This is a genomic window from Novosphingobium sp. B1 (genome assembly GCF_900176395.1).
In the GTDB taxonomy this organism is placed as follows: domain Bacteria; phylum Pseudomonadota; class Alphaproteobacteria; order Sphingomonadales; family Sphingomonadaceae; genus Novosphingobium.
Map to the genome: position 1 here is coordinate 521,555 of NZ_FWXL01000001.1, position 21,918 is coordinate 543,472.

20 protein-coding genes are annotated in these 21,918 nt (G+C 63.7%); 7 read left to right on the forward strand and 13 right to left on the reverse strand.

The annotated features are described in order from the left end of the window. Positions 1-52 precede the first annotated feature (52 nt). The 3 genes from B9A23_RS02485 to B9A23_RS02495 form a co-directional block, all read right to left on the reverse strand. Positions 53-742: an ABC transporter ATP-binding protein gene (locus tag B9A23_RS02485; RefSeq protein ID WP_084277252.1), complete on the reverse strand. Its 690-nt coding sequence runs from the start codon at positions 740-742 to the stop codon at positions 53-55. Beyond that, positions 735-1,976: a lipoprotein-releasing ABC transporter permease subunit gene (locus tag B9A23_RS02490; protein WP_084277253.1), complete on the reverse strand. Its 1,242-nt coding sequence runs from the start codon at positions 1,974-1,976 to the stop codon at positions 735-737. Before B9A23_RS02490 ends, B9A23_RS02485 begins: the two co-directional genes overlap by 8 nt. Before the next feature lie 109 nt (positions 1,977-2,085). Further along, positions 2,086-3,021, reverse strand: a complete 936-nt coding sequence (locus B9A23_RS02495; RefSeq protein ID WP_084277254.1) for an MASE1 domain-containing protein — start codon at positions 3,019-3,021, stop codon at positions 2,086-2,088. Positions 3,022-3,306: 285 nt separating this feature from the next. Between B9A23_RS02495 and purF the strand changes: the two genes are divergently transcribed. From purF to B9A23_RS02510, 3 genes are all read left to right on the forward strand, one after another. Further along, positions 3,307-4,797: an amidophosphoribosyltransferase gene (gene purF / locus B9A23_RS02500; protein ID WP_084277508.1), complete on the forward strand. Its 1,491-nt coding sequence runs from the start codon at positions 3,307-3,309 to the stop codon at positions 4,795-4,797. 6 nt (positions 4,798-4,803) lie between these two features. Continuing rightward, on the forward strand, positions 4,804-5,505 hold the full coding sequence (locus B9A23_RS02505) for an SDR family NAD(P)-dependent oxidoreductase (protein WP_254894927.1): 702 nt from the start codon (positions 4,804-4,806) through the stop codon (positions 5,503-5,505). A gap of 92 nt (positions 5,506-5,597) precedes the next feature. Further along, positions 5,598-5,951 (forward strand): PilZ domain-containing protein, encoded by a 354-nt coding sequence (locus B9A23_RS02510; protein ID WP_084277256.1) that lies wholly within the window; start codon positions 5,598-5,600, stop codon positions 5,949-5,951. Here B9A23_RS02510 and B9A23_RS02515 read toward each other — a convergent pair. Continuing rightward, positions 5,948-7,216, reverse strand: coding sequence for an SAM-dependent methyltransferase (locus B9A23_RS02515; RefSeq protein ID WP_084277257.1), 1,269 nt, complete (start codon positions 7,214-7,216; stop codon positions 5,948-5,950). The two genes, B9A23_RS02510 and B9A23_RS02515, sit on opposite strands and share 4 nt — an antisense overlap. A gap of 37 nt (positions 7,217-7,253) precedes the next feature. After that, positions 7,254-8,633, reverse strand: coding sequence for a cryptochrome/photolyase family protein (locus B9A23_RS02520; protein ID WP_084277258.1), 1,380 nt, complete (start codon positions 8,631-8,633; stop codon positions 7,254-7,256). A gap of 157 nt (positions 8,634-8,790) precedes the next feature. Between B9A23_RS02520 and B9A23_RS02525 the strand changes: the two genes are divergently transcribed. Then, positions 8,791-9,456 carry a phosphatase PAP2 family protein gene (locus B9A23_RS02525; protein WP_254894928.1) on the forward strand — a complete coding sequence of 222 codons (666 nt, stop codon included), beginning with the start codon at positions 8,791-8,793 and terminating at the stop codon, positions 9,454-9,456. On the opposite strand, the gene B9A23_RS02530 is transcribed toward B9A23_RS02525, so the two are convergent. The 3 genes from B9A23_RS02530 to B9A23_RS02540 form a co-directional block, all read right to left on the reverse strand. Further along, positions 9,453-10,394, reverse strand: coding sequence for a metal-dependent hydrolase (locus B9A23_RS02530; RefSeq protein ID WP_084277260.1), 942 nt, complete (start codon positions 10,392-10,394; stop codon positions 9,453-9,455). The two genes, B9A23_RS02525 and B9A23_RS02530, sit on opposite strands and share 4 nt — an antisense overlap. 83 nt (positions 10,395-10,477) lie before the next feature. Continuing rightward, on the reverse strand, positions 10,478-11,530 hold the full coding sequence (locus tag B9A23_RS02535; protein WP_084277261.1) for a 2-oxoacid:ferredoxin oxidoreductase subunit beta: 1,053 nt from the start codon (positions 11,528-11,530) through the stop codon (positions 10,478-10,480). Then, complete coding sequence (locus B9A23_RS02540; protein WP_084277262.1) at positions 11,527-13,476, reverse strand: 2-oxoacid:acceptor oxidoreductase subunit alpha; 1,950 nt, start codon at positions 13,474-13,476, stop codon at positions 11,527-11,529. Before B9A23_RS02540 ends, B9A23_RS02535 begins: the two co-directional genes overlap by 4 nt. Before the next feature lie 205 nt (positions 13,477-13,681). On the opposite strand from B9A23_RS02540, the gene B9A23_RS02545 reads away from it, so the two are divergent. Both B9A23_RS02545 and B9A23_RS02550 read left to right on the forward strand, forming a co-directional pair. Beyond that, positions 13,682-14,635 carry an alpha/beta hydrolase gene (locus B9A23_RS02545; protein WP_084277263.1) on the forward strand — a complete coding sequence of 318 codons (954 nt, stop codon included), beginning with the start codon at positions 13,682-13,684 and terminating at the stop codon, positions 14,633-14,635. After that, positions 14,632-15,117 (forward strand): RNA pyrophosphohydrolase, encoded by a 486-nt coding sequence (locus B9A23_RS02550; RefSeq protein WP_084277264.1) that lies wholly within the window; start codon positions 14,632-14,634, stop codon positions 15,115-15,117. The genes B9A23_RS02545 and B9A23_RS02550 overlap by 4 nt, the downstream gene beginning before the upstream one ends. 12 nt (positions 15,118-15,129) lie before the next feature. On the opposite strand, the gene B9A23_RS02555 is transcribed toward B9A23_RS02550, so the two are convergent. The 5 genes from B9A23_RS02555 to B9A23_RS02575 all read right to left on the reverse strand — a co-directional run bounded on the left by B9A23_RS02555 (position 15,130) and on the right by B9A23_RS02575 (position 20,902). Further along, the gene (locus B9A23_RS02555; protein WP_254894929.1) at positions 15,130-15,636 is read right to left on the reverse strand and encodes a tetratricopeptide repeat protein; all 507 of its coding nucleotides are present in this window, start codon (positions 15,634-15,636) and stop codon (positions 15,130-15,132) included. 66 nt (positions 15,637-15,702) lie between these two features. Next, positions 15,703-16,890 (reverse strand): RsmB/NOP family class I SAM-dependent RNA methyltransferase, encoded by a 1,188-nt coding sequence (locus B9A23_RS02560; RefSeq protein WP_084277266.1) that lies wholly within the window; start codon positions 16,888-16,890, stop codon positions 15,703-15,705. A gap of 10 nt (positions 16,891-16,900) precedes the next feature. After that, positions 16,901-18,358 carry an IMP dehydrogenase gene (gene guaB, locus B9A23_RS02565; protein WP_084277509.1) on the reverse strand — a complete coding sequence of 486 codons (1,458 nt, stop codon included), beginning with the start codon at positions 18,356-18,358 and terminating at the stop codon, positions 16,901-16,903. Between the two features lie 92 nt (positions 18,359-18,450). Further along, the gene (locus B9A23_RS02570; RefSeq protein ID WP_139797286.1) at positions 18,451-19,983 is read right to left on the reverse strand and encodes a M28 family peptidase; all 1,533 of its coding nucleotides are present in this window, start codon (positions 19,981-19,983) and stop codon (positions 18,451-18,453) included. A 133-nt stretch (positions 19,984-20,116) separates the two neighbouring features. Then, positions 20,117-20,902, reverse strand: a complete 786-nt coding sequence (locus B9A23_RS02575; RefSeq protein ID WP_084277267.1) for a 3-hydroxybutyrate dehydrogenase — start codon at positions 20,900-20,902, stop codon at positions 20,117-20,119. 93 nt (positions 20,903-20,995) lie between these two features. Between B9A23_RS02575 and B9A23_RS02580 the strand changes: the two genes are divergently transcribed. Next, entirely contained in the window at positions 20,996-21,859 is an 864-nt protein-coding gene (locus B9A23_RS02580) for a KPN_02809 family neutral zinc metallopeptidase (RefSeq protein ID WP_084277268.1), read from the forward strand. The last annotated feature ends 59 nt before the right edge of the window (positions 21,860-21,918 follow it).

Here is a 21,918-nt window from a genome sequence, read left to right on the forward strand (position 1 = left end):
AGATACGATCTCCTTCTTCGCCGTAAAACGCGTCAGAAGTGCGATGTATCCCTCATGTCAGTGTGCCTTCGTGCAGGCGCACCACCCGGTCCATGCGCAGCGCCAGCCGCTCGTTATGCGTGGCGATCAGGGCCGCGCTGCCTTCACCGCGCACCAGCTTGAGAAACTCCTCGAGCACGCGGTCGGCGGTCGCCTCGTCAAGATTGCCGGTCGGCTCGTCGGCCAGCACCATTTCCGGCCGATTGGCGAGCGCGCGAGCCACGGCAACGCGTTGCTGCTCGCCGCCCGAAAGCTGGCTGGGCCGATGATCGAGACGCTTGGCAAGGCCAAGTGCAGTCAGCAGTTCCGTTGCCCGTGCTTCGGCCTCGGCGCGCGACTTGCCTGCGACCATCTGCGGCAGCACGACGTTCTCGGTCGCGTTGAAATCGGGCAGAAGGTGGTGAAACTGGTAGACGAAGCCCAGATGATCGCGGCGCAGGGCGGTGCGATCGTCGCCCGAAAGCTGCGAGGCATTGGTGCCGGCAATCTCGATCAGGCCGGAGAACCCGCCCTCGAGAAGACCTATCGCCTGCAGCATCGTCGACTTGCCCGAACCGGAAGGCCCGAGCAAAGCCACGATCTCGCCGGGGCGGATTTCAAGATTCACCCCGCGCAGGACGTCAATCGTCACGCCGCCCTGGCTGAACGAACGACGCAGATCGGCCAAACGGACTACGGGCGGGCTGACTACCGGATTACTCATAACGCAGCACCTGAACCGGATCCGTGCTGGCAGCCTTCAGCGCGGGATATAGCGTGGCAAGGAAAGAGAACAGAAGCGCCATCAGGCAGATCGTGGTGATCTCAACCGGATCGGAGCGGCTCGGCAGTTCGGTGAGGAAGCGGATCGAGGGATCCCACAGGTTCTGGCCGGTCATCCACTGGATCGCGTTGACGATCGGCTGGCGGAAGAACAGGAACACGAAGCCCAGCCCGAGGCCCGACAGCGTGCCCAGCGCGCCGATCACGAAGCCTATCGTCACGAAGATCTTGAGCAGGCTTTTCCGCGTCGCTCCCATCGTGCGCAGGATCGCGATGTCCCGCGTCTTGGCGCGTACCAGCATGATCAGCGACGACAGGATGTTGAACACGGCAACCAGCACGATGATCGAGAGCACGATGAACATGGCCACGCGCTCTACCGCCAGTGCTTCGAACAGGCTGGCATTGATCGTCTTCCAGTCGGTCACGACCGCCGTGCCATCAAGCTGCTGCTTGATCGGCCCCAGCGTGTCCATCACCGTGTCGGCGTTGGTCGTGGTCACCTCGATCATGCCGATGGTATCGCCGGTCAGCAGCAAGGTCTGGGCATCGTTGATCGGCATCACGACATAGGCGTTGTCGTAATCGTAGACGCCGATCTCGAAGATGGCAGAAACGGTGTAGGCGATCTCGCGCGGGACGGTGCCGAACGGTGTCGAGCGCCCCTGCGGGTTGATGATCGTGATGCTGTCGCCCACCCGCGCGCCAAGGTTCTGCGCAAGGCGCGAACCGATCGCAATGTTGCCCGAACCGGGGCGAAGCGAGGCGATCACGCCATCGACGCGCTTGCTTTCGAGCCGCTTGATGTCGCCCGCCGTATTGCCGCGCACAAGGATCGCCTCGACTCGGCCGTTGAAGCTTGCCAGCAGCGGCTGTTCGATCAGCGGCGAAGCATGGGTTACGCCAGGCGTGGCCTCGACCTTCTTGAGGATGTCCTGCCAGTCATCAAGACGGCCGCCATAGGCCTGGATGATCGCATGGCCATTGAGGCCGACGATCTTGTCGAGCAGTTCGGCGCGGAAGCCGTTCATCACGCTCATGACGATGACAAGCGCGGCGACGCCGAGCATCACCGCAACCAGGCTGATACCGGCGACGAGCGCGATGAACGCCTCACCCCGGCCCGGCAGCATGTAGCGCTTGGCGATGGTCCATTCGAACGGAGACAGGATCAAGCAGGAGCCCTTTGGAATAGAGCCGCCGACGGCACGGCGTCGGCGGGAACGCGAGCGGATGTAGGGCGAAGCGCAGAAAACGGCAATGCCGCACTGCGGGGCGCGCTGGTCAGGGGAGAGTCTGACCGGCTTCCAGTGCCGCAATCCGGCGCTGCATGGTGCGCATCTCGGCCATCCGCCGCAGGCGCTCGCACGTTATCGGGAAGGCCGCGAAGACCGAGACACCGAGATAAAGCTGGAAGAACTGGATCCGGTCGCCGAAATCCATCTCCATGCCCGCGATCGGGCCTTGTCCCAAGATGGTCATGCCCCCGCCCACGCCGATCATGATGACCGGAAGGATTGCCGTGATCGACCCTGGCAGGACCGCCGCGCTGACAACCAGATAGATGAGCGGAAAGACCAGCAGCGCCCGCATGTCGAGCGTGAAGACCAGAAACGTCAGCAGGGCATAGGACCCGACGACAACCGCCGCGAGCGGCAATTGCGCCGTAGAGGGCAGAAAGCTCCGTCCTCGGCTCAGCCTTGCGAATACGTAGTGGAAGATCGGCAGGCAGGCGAGCAGGCCGAGCGAATGGCCGATGATCCAGTGCGTGAAGTTCTCTACCAGCGGAAGGTCGAGCGTGAGCCAGCCCGCGCAGGCGGCCAGTGCACCTGTCAGCAGGGGCAGCATCAGGGCAATGCCGATATAGTAGGATGCGATCCATTCGAGCGTGTCGTAAGGCCAGAATGCCTTGGTTATCCGCCGCCACAGCCATGCCGCGCCAGCGGCCTCGGCAATGTTGATGACCGCAAAGGGACCCGCTGAAAACCACCCCAGCCCGAGCAGACCCGTAGCCAGCGCGCTTGCGACACCGCATGGCACCATCCACGCAGACCAGCGCTGTTCGGGCAGATGAATCAGCCTTCCGGCCAGAAACGCACTTGCTGTCCAGGCCATCGCCACGCCGCCGCTGAACCGGGCGAATGCCACCGACCCCGCCGCAAGGACGAAGTAGACGATGGCTGTCGCTGCCGGACCAGAAAGCACACGTGCGAGCTTCATGCCCGAGCATGTGAACGTTTCTACTTAACATTGTCTAAAAACAGGTCAGCGCAGGATTACGCCGATTAGATACGACACGGTTCCAGCGGTGACGCCTAGCGCGGCTGCGGCAACGACGAGGATCTGCAGGAACTTCAATCTTCGTCTCCACGGGTGCGTTTCACGGCCCAATACGCCGCAGGGCACGCGAGGTTCCACAGCTTGCACTTGCCAATGCGGACAAACGTCGCCATTTGGGCGCCAGCAATCGGCCGGCGCACGCGCCCACGCGAGTCCATGGGACCCATGACCACACATCACGAACTTTCTGACGCAACCCCGTGGGATATCGGCGGCGACGACGACAAGCTGCGCGAGGAGTGCGGCATCTTCGGCGTACTTGGCGTGCGTGACGCTGCGGCGACAGTAGCGCTTGGCCTCCACGCCTTGCAGCATCGCGGCCAGGAGGCTGCGGGCATCACCAGCTTCGACGGCAAGGAATTCTATTCGCGCAAGGGCATCGGCCACGTTGCCGCGAACTTCTCGGCAAGCGCGGCGATTGCCGAACTGCCGGGCATGATGGCATCAGGCCATGTGCGCTATTCGACGACCGGCGGCGCCGGTCTGCGCAACGTCCAGCCGCTTTTCGCCGATCTCGCCTCTGGCGGGTTTTCCATTGCGCACAATGGCAACATCTCCAACGCGATGTTCCTCAAGCGCGATCTCGTGCGCAAGGGCGCGATCTTCCAGTCGACGTCCGACACCGAAGTCATCATCCATCTCGTTGCGACAAGCCGCTACCCCACGCTGCTCGACCGCTTTGTCGATGCGCTGCGACTGGTGGAAGGCGCCTATTCGCTTATCTGCATGACGCCCGAGGGGATGATCGCGTGCCGTGACCCGCTCGGCATCCGTCCGCTCGTCATGGGCAAGCTGGGCGATGCCGTTGTCTTTGCAAGCGAGACGGTGGCACTCGATGTCGTAGGCGCGGAATTCGTGCGCGAGGTCGAGCCGGGTGAACTGATCCAGGTCGATCTGGACGGCAACCTCAGCACCCATCGTCCGTTCGGCACGCCCGACGCACGGCCCTGCATTTTCGAGCACGTCTATTTCAGCCGCCCGGATTCGCTAATGGGCGGCAACTCGGTCTATCAGGTGCGCAAGGCCATTGGCGCGCAACTCGCGATCGAAAGCCCCGCCGATGCCGATCTGGTCATCCCCGTGCCCGATAGCGGCGTTCCTGCCGCCCTTGGCTATGCCCAGCAGTCGGGCATCCCGTTCGAACTCGGCATCATCCGCTCGCACTATGTCGGGCGAACCTTCATCCAGCCTTCGGATGGCGCGCGCAATGCCGACGTCAAGCGCAAGCACAACGCCAATCGCGCGCTCGTCGCGGGCAAGCGCATCGTGCTGATCGACGATTCGATCGTGCGCGGCACCACCAGCCTCAAGATCGTGCAGATGATGCGCGAGGCGGGCGCCGCCGAAGTGCACATGCGCATCGCCAGCCCTCCGACCGAGCACTCCTGCTTCTACGGGGTCGACACCCCCGAACGCTCGAAGCTGCTGGCCGCGCGCATGGACGTGCAGGCCATGGCCGACTTCATCCAGGCCGACAGCCTTGCCTTCGTGTCCATCGACGGTCTCTATCGTGCGGTTGGTGAGGAGCAGCGCAACAAGAAGTGCCCGCAATACTGCGACGCGTGCTTCACGGGCGACTATCCTACCCGGTTGACCGATCTTGGCGAGCGCGAGAGCCCGTCACAGCTTTCGCTGCCGGTCGAAAAGGTCGCCTGAATGCAGATGGACGGACAGGTCGCGCTGGTTACCGGCGCGAGCCGCGGCATTGGCGCGGCCACTGCAAAGGCCCTTGCCGCCGCCGGCGCGCATGTGATCCTTGTTGCGCGCAATGCCAAGGACCTCGAAAAGGTCGAGGAAGAGATCTTCGAAGCTGGTGGATCGGCAACGATCGCGCCGGTCGATCTTGCCGAAGCCGATGGCATTGCCCGTCTGGCAACTGCCATCTCGGGTCGCTGGAGCGCGCTTGACGTGCTCGTCATCAATGCCGCCGTCCTTCCGACGTTGACCCCCGTGTGGCAGATCGATGCGCGCGAGTTCAACCAGGCGCTGACGCTGAACGTGCTGGCGACGCAGGCCCTGCTGGCTGGCTTCGATGGCATGTTGCGCAAGAGCAAGGACGCCCGCGTCGTCGGCGTGACCAGCAGCGTTGGTGCCACGCCGCGTGCCTACTGGGGAGCCTATGGCGCTTCGAAGGCAGCCTTCGATACCCTGCTCAATTGCTATGGCCAGGAAGTGCGCAACACCGCTTCGATCCGCGTCGCCGTGGTCGATCCCGGCGCTACGCGCACCAAGATGCGCGCCCGCGCCTATCCCGGCGAGGACCCGTCGACCGTGAAGGCGCCGGAAGTCGTTGCTGAACGCATCGTTGCGCTTCTTGGTGAACAATTCGCCAGTCCACACCGCATCCGCGTTAACCAGGAATAGCAGTTCGGAATTAACGAACGTCCGCGATTCTTTGCAAAGGTTTGCCGTACCGTTCGGGAAGCCAGAACAGCAATGGGTCGAGGGCGTCCCGCATGACGACGACGGACTGGAACACCAATATCTACAGCCAGGCAGCGCTGGAGGATCGCAGCGCCCCAAGGCAACGCGTGAACATCCCGGCGATGCTGCGCCCCTCCGGCGGAAAGGGGTTCCAGACGATCGTGCTGGACCTTTCGCTGGGCGGCTTCTGCGCGAACGCCTTGCAACGGATGCACCCCGGCAATCGCTGCTGGCTGACCCTGCCCGGAACGGAATCGCTGCAGGCCGAGGTCGTCTGGTGGGATGCCGGCAGGGTCGGCTGCGCCTTCGCCAACCTCCTGAGCCCGATCGTCCATGACAACATCCTGGCCCGCTATCGCGGCGATGGCGTGCTGCGCAGGTTCTAGATCTTGATCAGGGTGACCTGGCTGACATTGATCCCGCCACCGCTGAACCCGCCTTCGCAATACATCAGGTAGTATCGCCACAGATCGACGAAGCGCCTGTCAAAGCCTTCGGGCAAGCGTTGCTCGTCGACTGCCCGATCCAGCGCTTCCCGCCACAGCTTGAGGGTTCGCGCATAGTCAGGTCCGAAGTCCAGCCGATCCTGCCATGTCAGCCCGCGCTCCTGCGCCAGGCGGGCAAACTCGCGCTCGCTGATCAGCAGGCCTCCCGGGAAGACATAGGCCTGGATGAAATCCGCGCTGGCGGCATAAGCATCGAACAGGTCGTCGCGAATGGTGATATACTGCAAGGCAGCGCGCCCACCCGGCTTGAGGCAGCGTGCAAGGCAGTCGAAATAGGACGGCCAGTATTCGCGCCCCACCGCCTCGACCATCTCGACGCTCGCAATCGCGTCAAACTGGCCCGCGACATCGCGATAATCCTGATGCAGGTAGTCGATGCCCGACACGCCCGATGATGCCAAAGCATCGCGCGCCCAATCCAGTTGCTCGTCCGAGAGGCTGATCCCGGTCACTCGCGCGCCGCTGGTCTCGGCCAACCGCCTTGCCAGAAACCCCCAGCCACAGCCAATTTCGAGCACCTGGCTACCGGGCTTCAGTGTCAGGCGCGCCGCCAGCCGGTCAACCTTGTTAGCCTGCGCTTCGGCCAGTGAAGCGTCGGGGGCGATGCCGTCCCACAGCGCGCTCGAATAGCTCATCGTCTCATCGAGCCACTGGCGATAGAAATCGTTGCCAAGATCATAGTGCGCGGCGATGTTGCGCCGGGCCTGTTCCTTCGAATTCTTGCGCAGGAAGTTGAGGGCCTTGCCTGCGAGCCGCCAAGGCCCCTTTGCGCGCCCGACATCCCCGAGCGTTGCCGCATTGCGCATGAACAGGTCGAATATCGGCACAGGATCGGGGCTATCCCATTCGCCAGCAACCCAGGCTTCATACCATCCGATCGACCCGGCGGTTGCGAGGCGCACGATCGCGTTCCAGCTGCGCAAGTGGATGCGCGCTACCGGTCCCTCGCCCCTTCCCCCCACGGTCCGCTGGCTGCCATCAGGAAGCGTTGCGTGGATCGTCCCGTGCACGAGCCCACGGTCGATCCGCTCGACAACGCGCTCGAACGGTCCGGTAAACAGGTGAGCGAGCCAGCGGCCGGCGGCGGACATGTTCCAGCCTCCGGCTACCAGATGCCGTCCCCTCGATGGCGTCTGTGCAGTCATGGGCGGGATATGCGGTGGCGAAGCGTAACGCGCAAGGTCAGCCATGTGCCTTCATCGCATCATGCGCCGCCAACGCCCGCGCACGGGCCTGTGCGTGGGGCACGATCTTGTGGACATAGCCCTTGGGCGGCACCTTGGGATCATGGATTTCAGCGTCGGGCAGGTTTGCCAGCTCAGGCACCCATCTGCGGATGTAGTCGCCGGCGTCGAACTTGGGCGATTGCGTGAGTGGCGCCATGATCCGCACGAACATGTTGGAATCGATGCCCGTACCTGCCGTCCACTGCCAGTTCACCGCGTTCGAGCCATAGTCTGCGTCGACCAGGGTGTCCCAGAACCAACGCTCTCCCTCGCGCCAGTCGATCAGCAGATGCTTCACCAGAAAGCTCGCCGCGATCATGCGCACACGGTTGTGCATCCAGCCGGTGTGCCACAACTCACGCATGCCCGCATCGACGATGGGGTATCCCGTCCGGCCTTCCTGCCACGCGCGCAATCCGTCGGGATCGTTGCGCCACTGCAAGCTGTCATAGGCCGGGCGCGCGTTCTTCGACCCATATTCGGGGAATTGCACGATCACGTTCTGCGCGTAATCGCGCCAGCCAAGCTCGCTCAGGAATACATCGACCGATCCGCCGGCGTCGGCCACACGCTGCCAGACCGTTGCCGGGGAGATCTCACCGAAGTGAAGGTGGGGCGATAGTCTCGATGTGCCCTCGACCGAAGGCAGGTTGCGGCACTCGCCATATCGCGCGGCCCGCGCCGCGAAGTCTTCAAGGCGTTCGTGCGCGCCCTGCTCTCCCGGTGTCCATTCGGCGCGGAAGCCCCCAGCCCAATCGGGGCCGGTCGGCAGAAGTTTCCAGTCATCCAGCCTATCGCTCGATGGCCAGAATGCCGGCGCGACCAGTCCGGTCGGCGCATGCGCAGGGTGAGCCGGCGGCATCCGCTCCTTAAGTGCGTGCCAGAACGGCGTGAAGATCTTGTAGGGCGCACCGCTGCCTGTTTTCACGGCACCGGCAGGGGCAAGGTAGTTGCCGTCGTGCAGGACCAGTTGCATCGCGCTGGCCACCGCCTTTTCGGCATTGCGCCACCATGGCTCGTAGTGGTGGAGCGCATGGACCGTACGCGCACCGGTTTCGCGCCGGATCGTTGCCAGTTCCTCGTGGCATTTGCCCCGACGCAGGATCAGGCGCGAGCCAAGCTTGTTCAATGATGCGTCAAGGCTGGAAAGACTGTGATGCAGCCACCAGCGCGAGGCTGCGCCCATCCGGCAATGCTTCGAGGTCTCGTCATCAAGGACGTAGACGGGAATCACCGGCCCCGCTTGGGCAGCCGCCAGCAGCGCAGCCTGATCGGCCAGACGAAGGTCGCGCCGGAACCAGACAATTGTCGGCTCGGCCTGCGTCGAGGAAGACACCAGTTCCCATTCTCCTGCATTGTGGGCCTGACGAGGCGTTGTTCGGGAACAACGTCTGCGGCATTCTCGTTCCAACGCTTCGATGATCCAACCTGCTCCCGAACGAAACCTGCCCCAAAGGACGCGAAGCTTCCGGATTTCGCCGAGTCATGCCCTGATGGCATCGGCGCTGTGCTGGACTGGTTTCCTGTTCGTGGTCTGGCTTGTCCTGACCGGGCATGGCAGCGATATCGACAGCGCAGGCCTGTTGTTCTGGCGACGCGGTTCCGACCTCGTACCGGCGGGCCCGCAATGGCTGCTGGAAGCGGTGCGCGACATCACGGCCCTTGGGGGAGTGCTGCTGCGCAACCTTATCCTGCTTGGCGTGCTTGCCGCACTGCTGTTCCTGCGGCTCAAGCGCGAGGCCGTGCTGCTGACGGGCACGGTCATGGGCGGCTGGCTGGTAAACTCGCTGGTCAAGCTGGCAGTCGGCCGCCCGCGCCCGATGATCGTGCCGCATCTGACTGAAGCCGGCGGGCAAAGTTTCCCAAGTGGCCACAGCTTCAATTCTGCTGTCGTCTACATCGCCATTGCGCTGGCTTTCGCCGCAATCAGCCCTCGCCGATCGGTGCGCTGGACGCTGGTCGGCACGGCAATCGTCCTGAGCATTACCATCGCCGTGAGCCGCATATGGTTGGGAGTCCATTTCCCTACCGACGTCACGGCCGGATGGCTTGGCGGCGCAGGCTGGGCGTTTCTGGCCTCGGCCCTGCTCCACCGCCCGGCCCAGGTCGTGGCCGAACAGGCAGACGACATGCTCGATAGCGTGACTCCCGCCCGCTAGCAGGTCTTCAGCCGTACCACGGTGTTGAAGTTGCGCGCCATCGCCGGTCCGGCAAAACGCGCATCAGCGAACGTCACCGTCGCCTCGCAGGCGGAGGGCGCTTCGACCCGCGCCACCGGCATCTGGGACCAGGCAAGGAACTTGACCGCCTCGGGCGTTGCGGTTGCGGCCCGTTTTACCAGCGGCAATCCCATGTCGTCGGCAAGCGCTTCACCTATCGGCTCGACCCGCAAGAGCGACCGTGACGGATCGAATTGACCGAAGCCGATGACGCCGCGTTCGCGCCAGACCATGTCACGCTTCCAGAAGCGAACGGGCGCGGGCGACGCGAAAATGCGGTCGGGCTGGGGATAGGGCGCGCCCATGACCAGAGCACTGCGGGCCAGTGCGGAGATGCCGATGTTTCCGGCGATGAATGCCACTCCAGCCGCCACCGCCGCGACGGTCGGCCATCCGGCCGTGCGCCTGCGCGCCAGCCAGATGCCGCTCCCGAAAAATGCCAAAAGCCAAGGCGATACGATGAAGAGCCCGTCGGTATGGAACCACCGTTCACTGACTGGTGACAGAAGTTGCACCGCGTAGACATTCTGCAGATCGAGCAACGGATGGCTGATTGCTCCCAAATAACAGAGCGCAATCAGCCAGCCGACACGAATCGGCTCGGCGTCGGCAGCAAGTTTCCCGCGCGAGGCCTGCCAGCGGTCCAGCAGCCACAGGAGGCCAGCCAGCAAGGGCGGCATTCGCAGCACACCGCCGACCAGCCCGTGCGTGAAACCGCGATGCATCGCGAGCGGTGCCCACGGCGCCCAGCCGAAGAACACGTCGATGTCGGGCATGTTCGCCGCCAGCACCAGCGCCGCCAGCCCTTTGCGCGTGCTGCGCTTCAGGCCGGTTTCGGCCAAGGCCCATCCGGCGAGGCTATGCGTCAGATTGTCCAATGGTCGACCTCAAAAAGAAAGGCCGCAAGAGCGCGCGCCTGTCGCACTCTTGCGGCCTTTGAAGCCTTAGGCAATCCGCCTTGTCAGACCGGATCTGCAGCCGTTCCGCTGACGGTCCAGGTCTGGCCCTTGCCGAGGAGCTTGGCGAGGTTGGCGTCCTTGCCCTTGCGGGCTTGTTCGTCCTGGCCGAGCAGCACTTCCTCGTACGAAGGACGCGCATCGTCGTAGATCACGCCGAGCGCCATCGGGAACGGGCCGAACGGCATTTCCACCAGCATGTGTGCCAGCGCGCGGTTCTTGACGTTGTGCACGATCACGCCCGCACTCTGCCAATCGCCGTCCACCACATCGACGACCTTGAGCGTCAGCGTCTCCATGTCGAGCGCAATGCCCTTCACGCCACCCGACTTTTCCGAGCCGAACAGCATCGGCTCGCCATCGGTAAGCCACAGCTGGTTCTGGTCGGCCACGCCCTTGGCGACGAAATCGTCGAAGCGGTCCTTGTTGTAGACGATGCAGTTCTGGAAGATTTCCACGAACGCGGCGCCCTTGTGGGCGTGGGCCGCCTTGAGTACGCCGGGCAGGTTCTTCGACACGTCATAGGCCCGCGCGATGAAGCGCGCGCCCGAACCCAGCGCGAAGGCGCAGGGCAGCGCGGGACGGTCAACCGAACCCAGAGGCGAGGTTGGCGAATTGGTACCTTCGCGGCTGGTCGGCGAGAACTGGCCCTTTGTCAGCCCGTAGATCTCGTTGTTGAACAGCAGGATCTGCAGGTTCACGTTGCGACGAAGGACATGCATCGTGTGATTGCCACCGATCGACATGCCATCGCCATCGCCAGTCACCAGCCAGACGTCGAGTTCCGGATTGGCGAGCTTGATGCCGGTGGCAAAGGCCGGAGCACGACCGTGGATCGTGTGGAAACCATAACTTTCCACATAATACGGGAAGCGGCTAGAGCAGCCGATGCCCGATACGAACACGGTGTTGGCGGGATCGGCGCCCAGTTCCGGCAAGGTCCGCTGCACTGCCTTGAGGATCGCATAGTCGCCGCAACCCGGGCACCAGCGCACTTCCTGGTCGGTTTCCCAGTCCTTGAGCGTGGTCTGGACCGCGATCTTGGTCATCTCGTTCATGGATTGTCACTCTTGATGCTGGGCAGCTGCGTCTTGTCGGCGTCGACCTCGCCGCCGGCATGGCCGCCAAGCGCGTCGACGATCGCGGCTTCGATTTCCGCAATGGTGAAGGGCTGGCCGCTGGTCTTGTTGAGCGGCTGGGCGTCGATCAGGAACTGGTCGCGCAACACGGTCTTGAACTGGCCGGTGTTCATTTCAGGCACCAGCACCTTGTCATAGCCGCGCAGCAGGTCGCCAAGGTTTGACGGCATCGGCCAGATGTGGCGGACATGAACGTGGGAAACGTCCAGACCCTTGCGGCGGGCGCGGCGCACGGCCTGATAGATCGGGCCATAGGTGCTCCCCCAGCCAACGACCACAAGCTTGCCCGAAGTCTCGCCGTGGTTGACTTCCTGCAGCGGAATCGAGTTCGCCACGCCCCCGACCTTCGCCTTGCGGGCGTCGGTCATGATCTGGTGGCTGGCGGGCGAATAATCGATGTTGCCGGTACCCGGGTTCTTCTCGATGCCGCCGATGCGGTGCATCAGGCCGGGCGTGCCGGGCTTGATCCACGGACGCGCGCCCTTTTCATCGCGCGCGAAAGGCAGCAGTTCGCCGTCGGGACCGTTCTTCTGTTCGAGGAACGTAACCGGGAACGGCTTGAAGCTTTCGGGATCCGGCACCTTCCACGGCTCGGCCGCGTTGGCGATGTAGCCATCTGTCAGCAGCATGACCGGGGTCATGTATTCAACCGCGATGCGGCAGGCCTCGATGGCGACTTCAAAACAGTCCGAAGCGCTTCGTGCGGCGATCACCGGCATCGGTGCATCGCCGTTGCGGCCATAGACTGCCTGGTAGAGGTCCGACTGCTCGGTCTTGGTCGGAAGGCCAGTGGACGGACCGCCGCGCTGCGAGTTGACGATGACCAGCGGCAGCTCGGTCATGATCGCAAGGCCCATCGCCTCGCCCTTGAGCGCGATGCCGGGGCCCGACGACGAGGTCACGCCAAGCTGGCCCGCATAGCTTGCGCCGATGGCCGAGGCGATTGCGGCAATCTCGTCTTCCGCCTGGAAGGTGGTGACGCCGTACTCCTTGAGCCGAGCAAGGTTGTGCAGGATCGCCGAAGCCGGGGTGATCGGATAACCGCCAAAGAACATGTGCAGGTCGGCAAGCTGTGCCCCTGCAACCAGGCCAAGGCTGATCGCTTCCGCGCCAGTGACGGTGCGGTAGAGGCCGGGTTCGCTCTCCACCGGAGCGATGTGATACTGCTTGAGCGGGCCCGAAAGCTCGGCGGTTTCGCCATAGGCATGGCCGGCGTTCAGCGCGGCGATGTTGGCCTGCGCCAGCACCGGGTTCTTGGCGAACTTGGCGTTCAGCCAGTCGACCAGCGGCTGTCGATCACGGTCGAACATCCACAGCGCCAGGCCCAGCGTCCACATGTTCTTGCAGCGCAGCGCTTCCTTGTTGCCAAGGCCGAAGGGCTTGACCGCCTCGAGCGTCAGCGCCGAGATGTCGAATGCCAGCAGTTGCCACTTTTCTAGGCTGCCGTCCTCGAGCGGATTGACCTCGTACTTGGCCTTTTCGAGGTTGCGCTTGTTGAACTCGCCGGTGTCGGCGATGATCAGGCCGCCGGCCTTCAATGCGCCGACGTTGGTCTTCAGCGCCGCCGGGTTCATCGCCACGAGCACGTCGGGCTGGTCGCCCGCGGTGTCGATCTCGGTCGAGCCGAAGTTGATCTGGAAGGCAGAGACGCCGAACAGTGTGCCTTGCGGGGCGCGAATTTCTGCCGGGAAGTCCGGGAAGGTGGCAAGGTCGTTGCCAGCCAGCGCCGTGGAAAGGGTGAACTGACCGCCGGTCAGCTGCATGCCGTCGCCCGAGTCACCGGCAAAACGCACGACCACCGCTTCCGGGGTAGGCGAATCCTTGCCGCCCGTCAGTGCGTCCGGTCCTTCAACTAATGTAGCCATATCGTCCTCTGCTGCGCGCCGGGAGTCTCACCCGAAGCTGACACGCGCCTATGCCCCTCATGTTCCGTTCGCAAAGAAGAAAATCTGCGCGCTGCGAAAAATCCTCCTGCGCTCTTGATTCCCAACCCGCTTGCCAGTCAAGTTGCAAAAGCCAACTTACCCAAGTGTTCATAACGAATCCAATCAGGCGGGACGAGGAACTGCGATGACCGATCAGAAGACCCATTACGTACGCCCCGACGTGCAGGCCTTCCTGGCCTTTCTCAACAGCACCGAAGCTCCGCCGATGAGCCAGATGGGCCTGGAGGCTGCGCGCGCGAGTTACATTGCGATGGGTCAACTGGCAGAAGCCGACCCGCGCGAACTTGCCGTGATCCGCAACCTTACATGCCCCGGTCCTGCGGGCGACATACCGCTACGGCTCTATGACCTGCGCGAAACCCGCGAAGCCGGGCCAGCGGTAGTGTTCTTCCATGGCGGCGGCTTCGTCATCGGCGATCTCGACAGTCATCACAGCCTGTGCACCGAAATCGCAGCAGAACTCGATCTGCCCGTCATTGCAGTGGATTACCGCCTCGCCCCCGAACACCCCTTCCCTGCGGCGCCCGACGATTGCGAAGCGGCAGCACGCTGGATCGCGGTGAATTCGGCAACGCTGGGGCGAGAGATCACTGGGCTGATCCCGATGGGTGACAGCGCGGGCGGCAACCTGACGATCGTCGTCACGCAGGCACTGGTCGAAAGCCCGGCAGCGGTTCCGGTGGTTATGCAGGTGCCGATCTACCCGCTTTCCGACGACAAGCCCGATCACCAGTCCTTCCTCGACTTTGCCGAAGGGTTCCTGCTGACTTCGGATTCGATGAACTGGTTCGCCAATGCCTATCAGGCGGTTACCGGCCACAAGCGAGCCTACCCGATCTATGGCGATCATTCGACGACGCCGCCAACAGTGCTAGTGACCGCTGGGCTCGACCCGATTCGCGACAGCGGACGGGCCTATGGCGCGGAACTCATCCGGTCTGGAGCAGAGGTCGTCTTTCTTGAAATGAAAGGCACGATCCACGGGTTTACGCAGGTGCGCAAGGCGATCCCGAGCGCGCAGGCTGACATGCAGTCGATCTTCAAGGCCGTTCGGCTGCTATTGGAAAGGTTGAAATGAAAGACGAATTTGCCGGGCTTCCTTACCGTCCATGTGTCGGGGTGATGCTTGTGAACAGCGCCGGGCGCGTGTTTGTGGGCAAGCGCATCGATAACAAGGAAATGGACGCCTGGCAGATGCCACAGGGCGGGATCGACGATGGCGAGGACCTTCATGCCGCCGCCCTGCGCGAGCTTCAGGAGGAAACCGGCGTTTCCTCCGACCTCGTCACGATAATCGCCGAGACGCGCGACGAGCTGCTCTACGATCTGCCCGACTTTCTTATGGGCAAGATGTGGGGCGGCAGGTTCCGCGGCCAGCGTCAGAAATGGCTTTTGATGCGCTTTTCAGGCGAAGATGCCGACGTTGACCTGAATGCGCACGAACACGCCGAGTTCGAGGCTTGGCGCTGGGTCGAACCGGAACAGGTCCCGGAACTGATTGTGCCGTTCAAGAAGCGTGTTTACCGCCAGGTCGTCGACGAGTTTCGCGACCTTATCTGACAGGCCGGAACGTCAGTTGGTCTCAACCTTTTCGGTCGGCATCTTGGCTTCGGCCGAAACCACCTTCGGCGCCGGGCCCCGGGCAATCGCGGCGGAGAGTTCAGCCGTTTCGGCGCAGCCCTTGCCACACAGGCCTTCGAGCCGGGTCAGGTTGCGACGCGCCTTTTCGAGCGCGCCCTTTTCGACCATGGCTCCGCCCTCGCCCGAGATCGCGACGACATTGTTGGGATCGCGCGACAGCACTTCGCGGTAGTAATGGATCGCCTTGCCCTGCAAACCATCGCGGCGGGCGGCATCGGCCAAGGCTAGCAACGCCGCATTGTTTGCAGGTTCGATCACCAGCGCGGCCTCGAAGTTGTCCGTCGCCGCGCCAACATCGCCCTTGGCAAGCGCGGCGCGGCCGTCTTTCAGAAGGGCTTCGACGCGCGGATCGGCAGGTGATGAACTCTTCGCCACACCCATGCTTCCGGTCACGCCTACAACCAGCGAGAGGGCAAGGGCAATCGGGGCGTAACGCATCAGCAACTCCTTGGTCCGGCGCTTGTCCGGGCGACCTTCACTGAATGAACCGGCGTCCATGACGCTTCAGTTAACACGCCGTACGAGCGTTGCGAAGAAAAACCCGTCAGTACCATCCCCAAGGGGCGTAAGCCGCGTACCGCTACCACGTGGAGTACCGGCGGGGAGATCGGGACGGGAGACGTCCCAGCCAGGATTGTCCTTGAGGAAAGACGCCACCCGGTCTGCACCCTCGGCATCGAGCAGCGAGCACACGACGTACGTCAGCCGGCCACCGGGCTTTACCAGTGCCGCACCGATGTCGAGCACATTGGCCTGCATCGCGCAGTAACGGTCGATCGCCTTGGCATCCAGCCGCCAGCGCGCCTCGGGATTGCGTCGCCACGTCCCGGTGCCAGAGCACGGTGCGTCGATCATCACGGCATCGGCCTGGCCGAGCCAGTCCGTCAGCATCGCGCGCTCCTTCCCCGGATCGAGGAGCCGCGTCTCCACAAGGACGCCGGCACGCGCGGCCCTCTCAGGCAGGCGGGACAGGCGCGGACGGTCGATATCGCAGGCCAGCAGCTTGCCCCGGTTCTGCATGGCCGCGCCGAGCGAGAGCGTCTTGCCCCCCGCCCCGGCGCACAGATCAAGCACCGCCTCGCCGGGCTGCACGCCAAGCGCCATGCAGGCGATCTGGCTTCCGGCGTCCTGAACTTCGAACAGACCTTCTGCGAATTCCGGCCATGATTCCACCGCCGTGCCCGAGGGAAGCCGCAAGCTTTGTGGGGCGATGGCGGGCCTCGCCTCCACCGGCAGTCGCGGCAGCAATTCGTCGCGCGTGATCTTCAGCGTATTGGCCCGGATATCGAGAGGCGCCCTGCCCAGCAGCGCCGCCTGTTCCTGATCATCCAGACCGGACGCTGCCAGTCGCGCGGCCAGCCTCGCCGGTGCCACTCCGCCCGGCGCCACAGGCTCACCCGGTTCGACCGGCGCTGGCCCATAATTCGAACCATCGAACTGCGCCGCGAGCGGAGCGTCGTCTTGCGCCAGTCGAAGCATCGCGGCGCGCCCGGACACCGGCACTTCGCCGCATGCCCTGATTGCATTCCACACCAGTTCGCGGATGGCGCGACGGTCCTTCGAGCCGACATAGCGCCGCGCCCGGAACCAGTCCGCCGCAATCCGGTCTGCCGAGGCGCCCTGCCCCCTCGCTGCCGCAATCACCGCGTCAAGCAGGTCGATTGCGGCCTGAACCCGCGCCGGGGGCGTCATTCAGCCGCCCTCAGCCGACCTTGTAGTTGGGCGCTTCGCGCGTGATCGTCACATCATGGACGTGGCTCTCGCGAAGGCCTGCATTGGTAATGCGTACGAACTGCGCGCGCTTGCGCAGATCCTCGATCGTGCGGCTGCCGGTATAGCCCATCGCGGCCTTCACGCCGCCGACGAGCTGGTGGACCACATCCTTGGCCGGTCCCTTGTAGGGCACCTGGCCTTCGATGCCTTCAGGGACCAGCTTCATCTGGTCCTTGATGTCCTGCTGGAAGTAGCGGTCGGCCGAGCCGCGCGCCATCGCGCCGACCGAGCCCATTCCGCGATACGACTTGTAGGCGCGGCCCTGATAGAGGAATGTCTCGCCCGGCGCTTCCTCGGTGCCGGCGAGCATGGAGCCGATCATCACCGAGCTGGCCCCGGCGGCAAGCGCCTTGGCAGCATCACCCGAAGTGCGCAGGCCGCCATCGGCAATCACCGGTACGCCCGACTTCTCTGCTTCCTCGGCACACTCCATGACGGCTGTGAGCTGGGGAACGCCCACGCCCGCAACGATGCGCGTGGTGCAGATCGAACCGGGCCCGATGCCGACCTTCACGCCATCTGCACCTGCATCGATCAGCGAGCGGGTGGCTTCCGCGGTGGCAACATTGCCGGCGATCACCTGCACCGAGTTCGACAGCTTCTTGGCCGCTTCGACGGCGCGGGCGACGTCACGGTTATGGCCGTGTGCGGTGTCGATGATGACAACGTCGCATTCGGCCTCGACCAGCGCCTGCGTGCGCAAAAGGCCCTTCTCGCCGACGGTGGTCGCAGCCGCAACGCGCAGGCGCCCGGCGGCGTCCTTCGTGGCATTCGGGAAGGTCACGGCCTTCTCGATGTCCTTGACCGTGATCAGGCCGATGCACTTGAACGCATCGTCGACCACCAGCAGCTTCTCGATCCGGCGCTGGTGGAGCAATCGGCGTGCATCGTCGCCGCTGGCGCCGAGCTTTACCGTGGCGAGGTTTTCGTGCGTCATCAGTTCGCGCACGGGCTGCTGCGGGTTGTCGGCAAAGCGGACGTCACGGTTGGTGAGGATGCCGACAAGCTTGCCAGAGGCTTCCACCACGGGAATGCCGCTGATCTTGTGCTGGCGCATCAGTGCCTGGGCCTCACCGAGCGGCGCATCAGGCGAAATGGTGATCGGGTTGACGACCATGCCGCTTTCGAAGCGCTTGACCGCCCGGACCGCAGCGCACTGCTCTTCGATCGAGAGATTGCGGTGAAGCACGCCGATGCCGCCCAACTGCGCCATGACGATGGCCATGTCCGCCTCGGTCACGGTGTCCATCGCCGAGGACAGGACCGGGATGTTGAGGCTGATGCCCTTGGTCAACCGCGTGCGCGTATCGGCCATCGAAGGCACGATATCCGACTCGGCAGGACGCAACAGCACGTCGTCGAAGGTAAGGCCGAGGGGGATGTCCATGATGCGCGCCACTTTCTGATGCTCCGGGGAGATTCGTGGCGGCCCATGTAAACAGGAAGGTGCGGATGCGCTAGGGGGTTTGGTTCCCGAAATCAGGGGCGGCCTGGCTGCGCTGCCGCCGGGCGCCCGGGATAACGCCTGGTATCGGCAAAAGCGCGGACGAGTTCGACTTGCAGCGCCACGTCATCGGCCATTCCGGCGTAGTCAATCGTCGCGTTCGCCTGATCGCTGGGCCGGTGGTAGGTGTCTTCCATGAACCGCTCGATGCGGTCCATGTCGCCATAGGAGTTGCTGACCATTACCGCTGGCACATCATGCTTCTGCAGGATGAAGCTGTCCTGCCGCTTCATGTAGGCATTGGCAGCGTCACTGGCAGCAAGCTTGCGCTTCATCCGCCTGACCACATCGGCGATCAATGGCTCCAGCGGTGTCTGCCCTTTCCCGACAATCCCGATCGGCCCGCCCGGCGGGACGAGCCCGGTGCTGTCGACATTGAAGGCCGCAACGAAGCGGTCGAGCGGGATCGGCGGATTTTCGGCAAAGGCGATGGCGCCAAGCAACCCGAGCTCCTCGCCCGTCGTCGCGACGAAATAGACGTCGCGATCCATAGGCTTTCCGCGTGAGAGGATGCGCGCGGCTTCGGTGATGACCGCCAGCCCTGATGCGTTGTCGATTGCACCGTTGCAGATCACGTCCTCGGCGGGCGGAGAGCCGCATTCGCCGAAATGGTCCCAGTGCGCCATCATCAGAACCGCGCCTGCAGCAGGATTGCGCCCTTCCAGCTTGCCTATCAGATTGTGCGTCTTGATCCGGGTCTCGCGGCTGCTCGCCTCGAACGAGGCGGTAAGCCCAAGCAGATAGGGCGAAAACTGCGGCGTTGCGGCGTCGCTGCGCAACCTGGCAAGGCTGGAATGTGCCGATCCGGCAAGCAGTGCATCCGCCGTTGCGGGAGAGACGAAAGCCTCGATCTCGCTGCCGAGGCGATCCCCGGCGACGGCATAACCCGCCCGCTTGCGGCGGGAGACGATGTCTTCGATGCCACGCTCGTCATCCAGCACCGTCACCACGGCAAGGGCACCGGCATCGAGCAGTCGGCCAGCGCGGTCGCCCACCTGTTCGCGCGTCATTCCATCGGGAACGCTGTCGAGCATGACCGCCACGCGCCCTGCCAGCTCTGCTCGCGCAGCCCCCGCCGAAGCGGCATGGCCGACGAAGATAAGCGGGGCATCCTGCACGAGGCTGCGCAAGCCCGAGGTTACGACAAAGACGCTGTCCGGCGGGAGATTGATCCGCTTGCGCCCGCGCATGAACGAGGCGCGTGACAGAACCGGCTCACGCTCTACCAGTTCGACAGGTGCGAACCATCCGCTGCCGGGAATGTTGGTGCCAGCTTCCATGCCGATATCGAACCATTGCCGCGCGAGATAGCGCAGCGTCTTGGTTTCACCCTCGGTACCGGGTTCGCGTCCGTCGAAGTCGTCACTGGCGAGCGTTTCGACATGGGCCTTGAGCGAGAGTTCGAGCGGCGTCGGCTTGCGGGGCGATGGCTTGGCCGAGACAAGCAACAGTGCGCCAAGGGCCATCGCCCCCGTCATCGCCCTGCGCCAGCCCCCTGCACGTTTCATCGCCGACCCCAAACGCCTCGTCGCTGCCCCTTGCTCTCAAAACCAGCAATGCTGCGCAAGTTCCCAATTGGAGTGCAGAACATGAACAGAGGTTTACACGAACCGCAGTTTTGCAGGCGCCGCGCGATAATCGCTATTGCGCGACCCAGCCTCCGTCGACGTTGTAATTGGCGCCGGTGATGTTGCGCGCCTCGTGGCGGCAAAGGAACAGTGCCAGCGCCGCGCAATCTTCGGGCTGGACGAACTGCTTGGTGGGCTGCCGTTCAAGCAGGACATCGTTGATGACCTCTTCGCGCGTCAGCCCGCGCGCCTTCATCGTATCGGGAATCTGGTTCTCGACCAGCGGTGTCCACACATAGCCGGGGCTGATGCAGTTGGCCGTGACGCCATCGGTCGCGAGTTCGAGCGCCAGGGTCTTGGTCAATCCGGCAATGGCGTGCTTGGCCGCAACGTAGGCGGCCTTGTACGGCGAGGCGGTGAGCGAGTGCGCGGATGCCGTGAAGAGGATACGCCCCCAGCCCCTGGCTTTCATGCCGGGAATGCACAAGCGGCACGCATCGAAAGCGGATGTCAGGTTCAGCGCGATAATCGCATCCCATTTCTCGACCGGGAACGCCTCGACCGGGGCGACATGCTGCATCCCGGCGTTGTTGATCAGGATATCGACCGCGCCGAATTCGGCGAGCGCCGTGGCCACCATCGCCTCGGTGCCTTCGCGCTTCGTCAGATCGCCAGCTGCAAAGATCGCCCGCCCGCCACTGATCCCGGACAACTCCTCACATAGCGCTGCGATCTGTTCGGCATCACCAAAGCCGTTGAGAACAATGTCTGCACCTTCTGCGGCAAGCGCCCGTGCATAGGCGAGGCCGATGCCCGAGGTGGAGCCGGTGATGAGCGCGCACTTGCCCTTCAGGAACATTCAATTACTCCGGGGTTTCTGCATGGACTTATCGCGCTGGCATTGCGGGCGGTGCGCCGCTTGTCCAGTCGCAAAAGCAAAAAGGGGTGTGCAATGCGGCTCGACGATTTTGACAGTTCGATCAACGTTCAGGACCAGCGCGGCGGTGGTGGCGGTGGCTTCCCCTTTGGCGGTGGCGGAAAGGTCGGCTGCGGGTCGATCGTGATCGCGCTGATCGCGGCAGTGGTCTTCGGGGTAGACCCGATGCAGATGCTTGGGTCAATGCAGCAAGGCCAGGTCTCGGCGCCTGTCGAGCAGCAGGGTGGCGCGTCGCTTGCAGAAGGCTGCACTGTCAACGAATTCAGCAAGGAAAGCTGCAATGCGCTGTCCTCGCTCAACAAGACCTGGGGGCCGCTGTTCAGCCAGGCAAACATTCCGTTCAAGGCGCCGACGCTGGTGTTCTATTCGCAGAACGGCCGTTCCGGCTGCGGCGCAGCGCAAAGTGCGATGGGCCCGTTCTATTGCCCGAGCGATAGCGGCATCTATATCGACACAGACTTCTACACGGAGATGGATCGTCAGATGGGCGCAGGCGGAGATTTCGCGCGCGTTTACGTTATGGCGCACGAATACGGCCATCATATCCAGAGCCTGCTTGGCACATCGGACCAAGTCAGGCGGGCACAGCAGCAGAACCCGAGCCAGGCCAACCGCTACTCTGTTGCGCTCGAACTACAGGCCGACTGCTACGCCGGTGTGTGGGCGGGCCGCAATCGTGACCGCATCGAGGCTGGGGACATTGAGGAAGGCATGCGCGCTGCGCACCAGATCGGTGACGATACGCTAATGAAGGCCGCAGGTCGCCGTCCGGTAGAGGACGCGTTCACGCATGGTAGCGCCGCCCAGCGCATGCGTTGGCTACGCAAGGGCCTCGAGACTGCAGACGAGGATCAGTGCGACACCTTCGCAACGCTGTGACGGGCACCTGCGGATTTATCCCGGGTTAATGGAACCAATCGGCAGGCCGTGGCGTATTC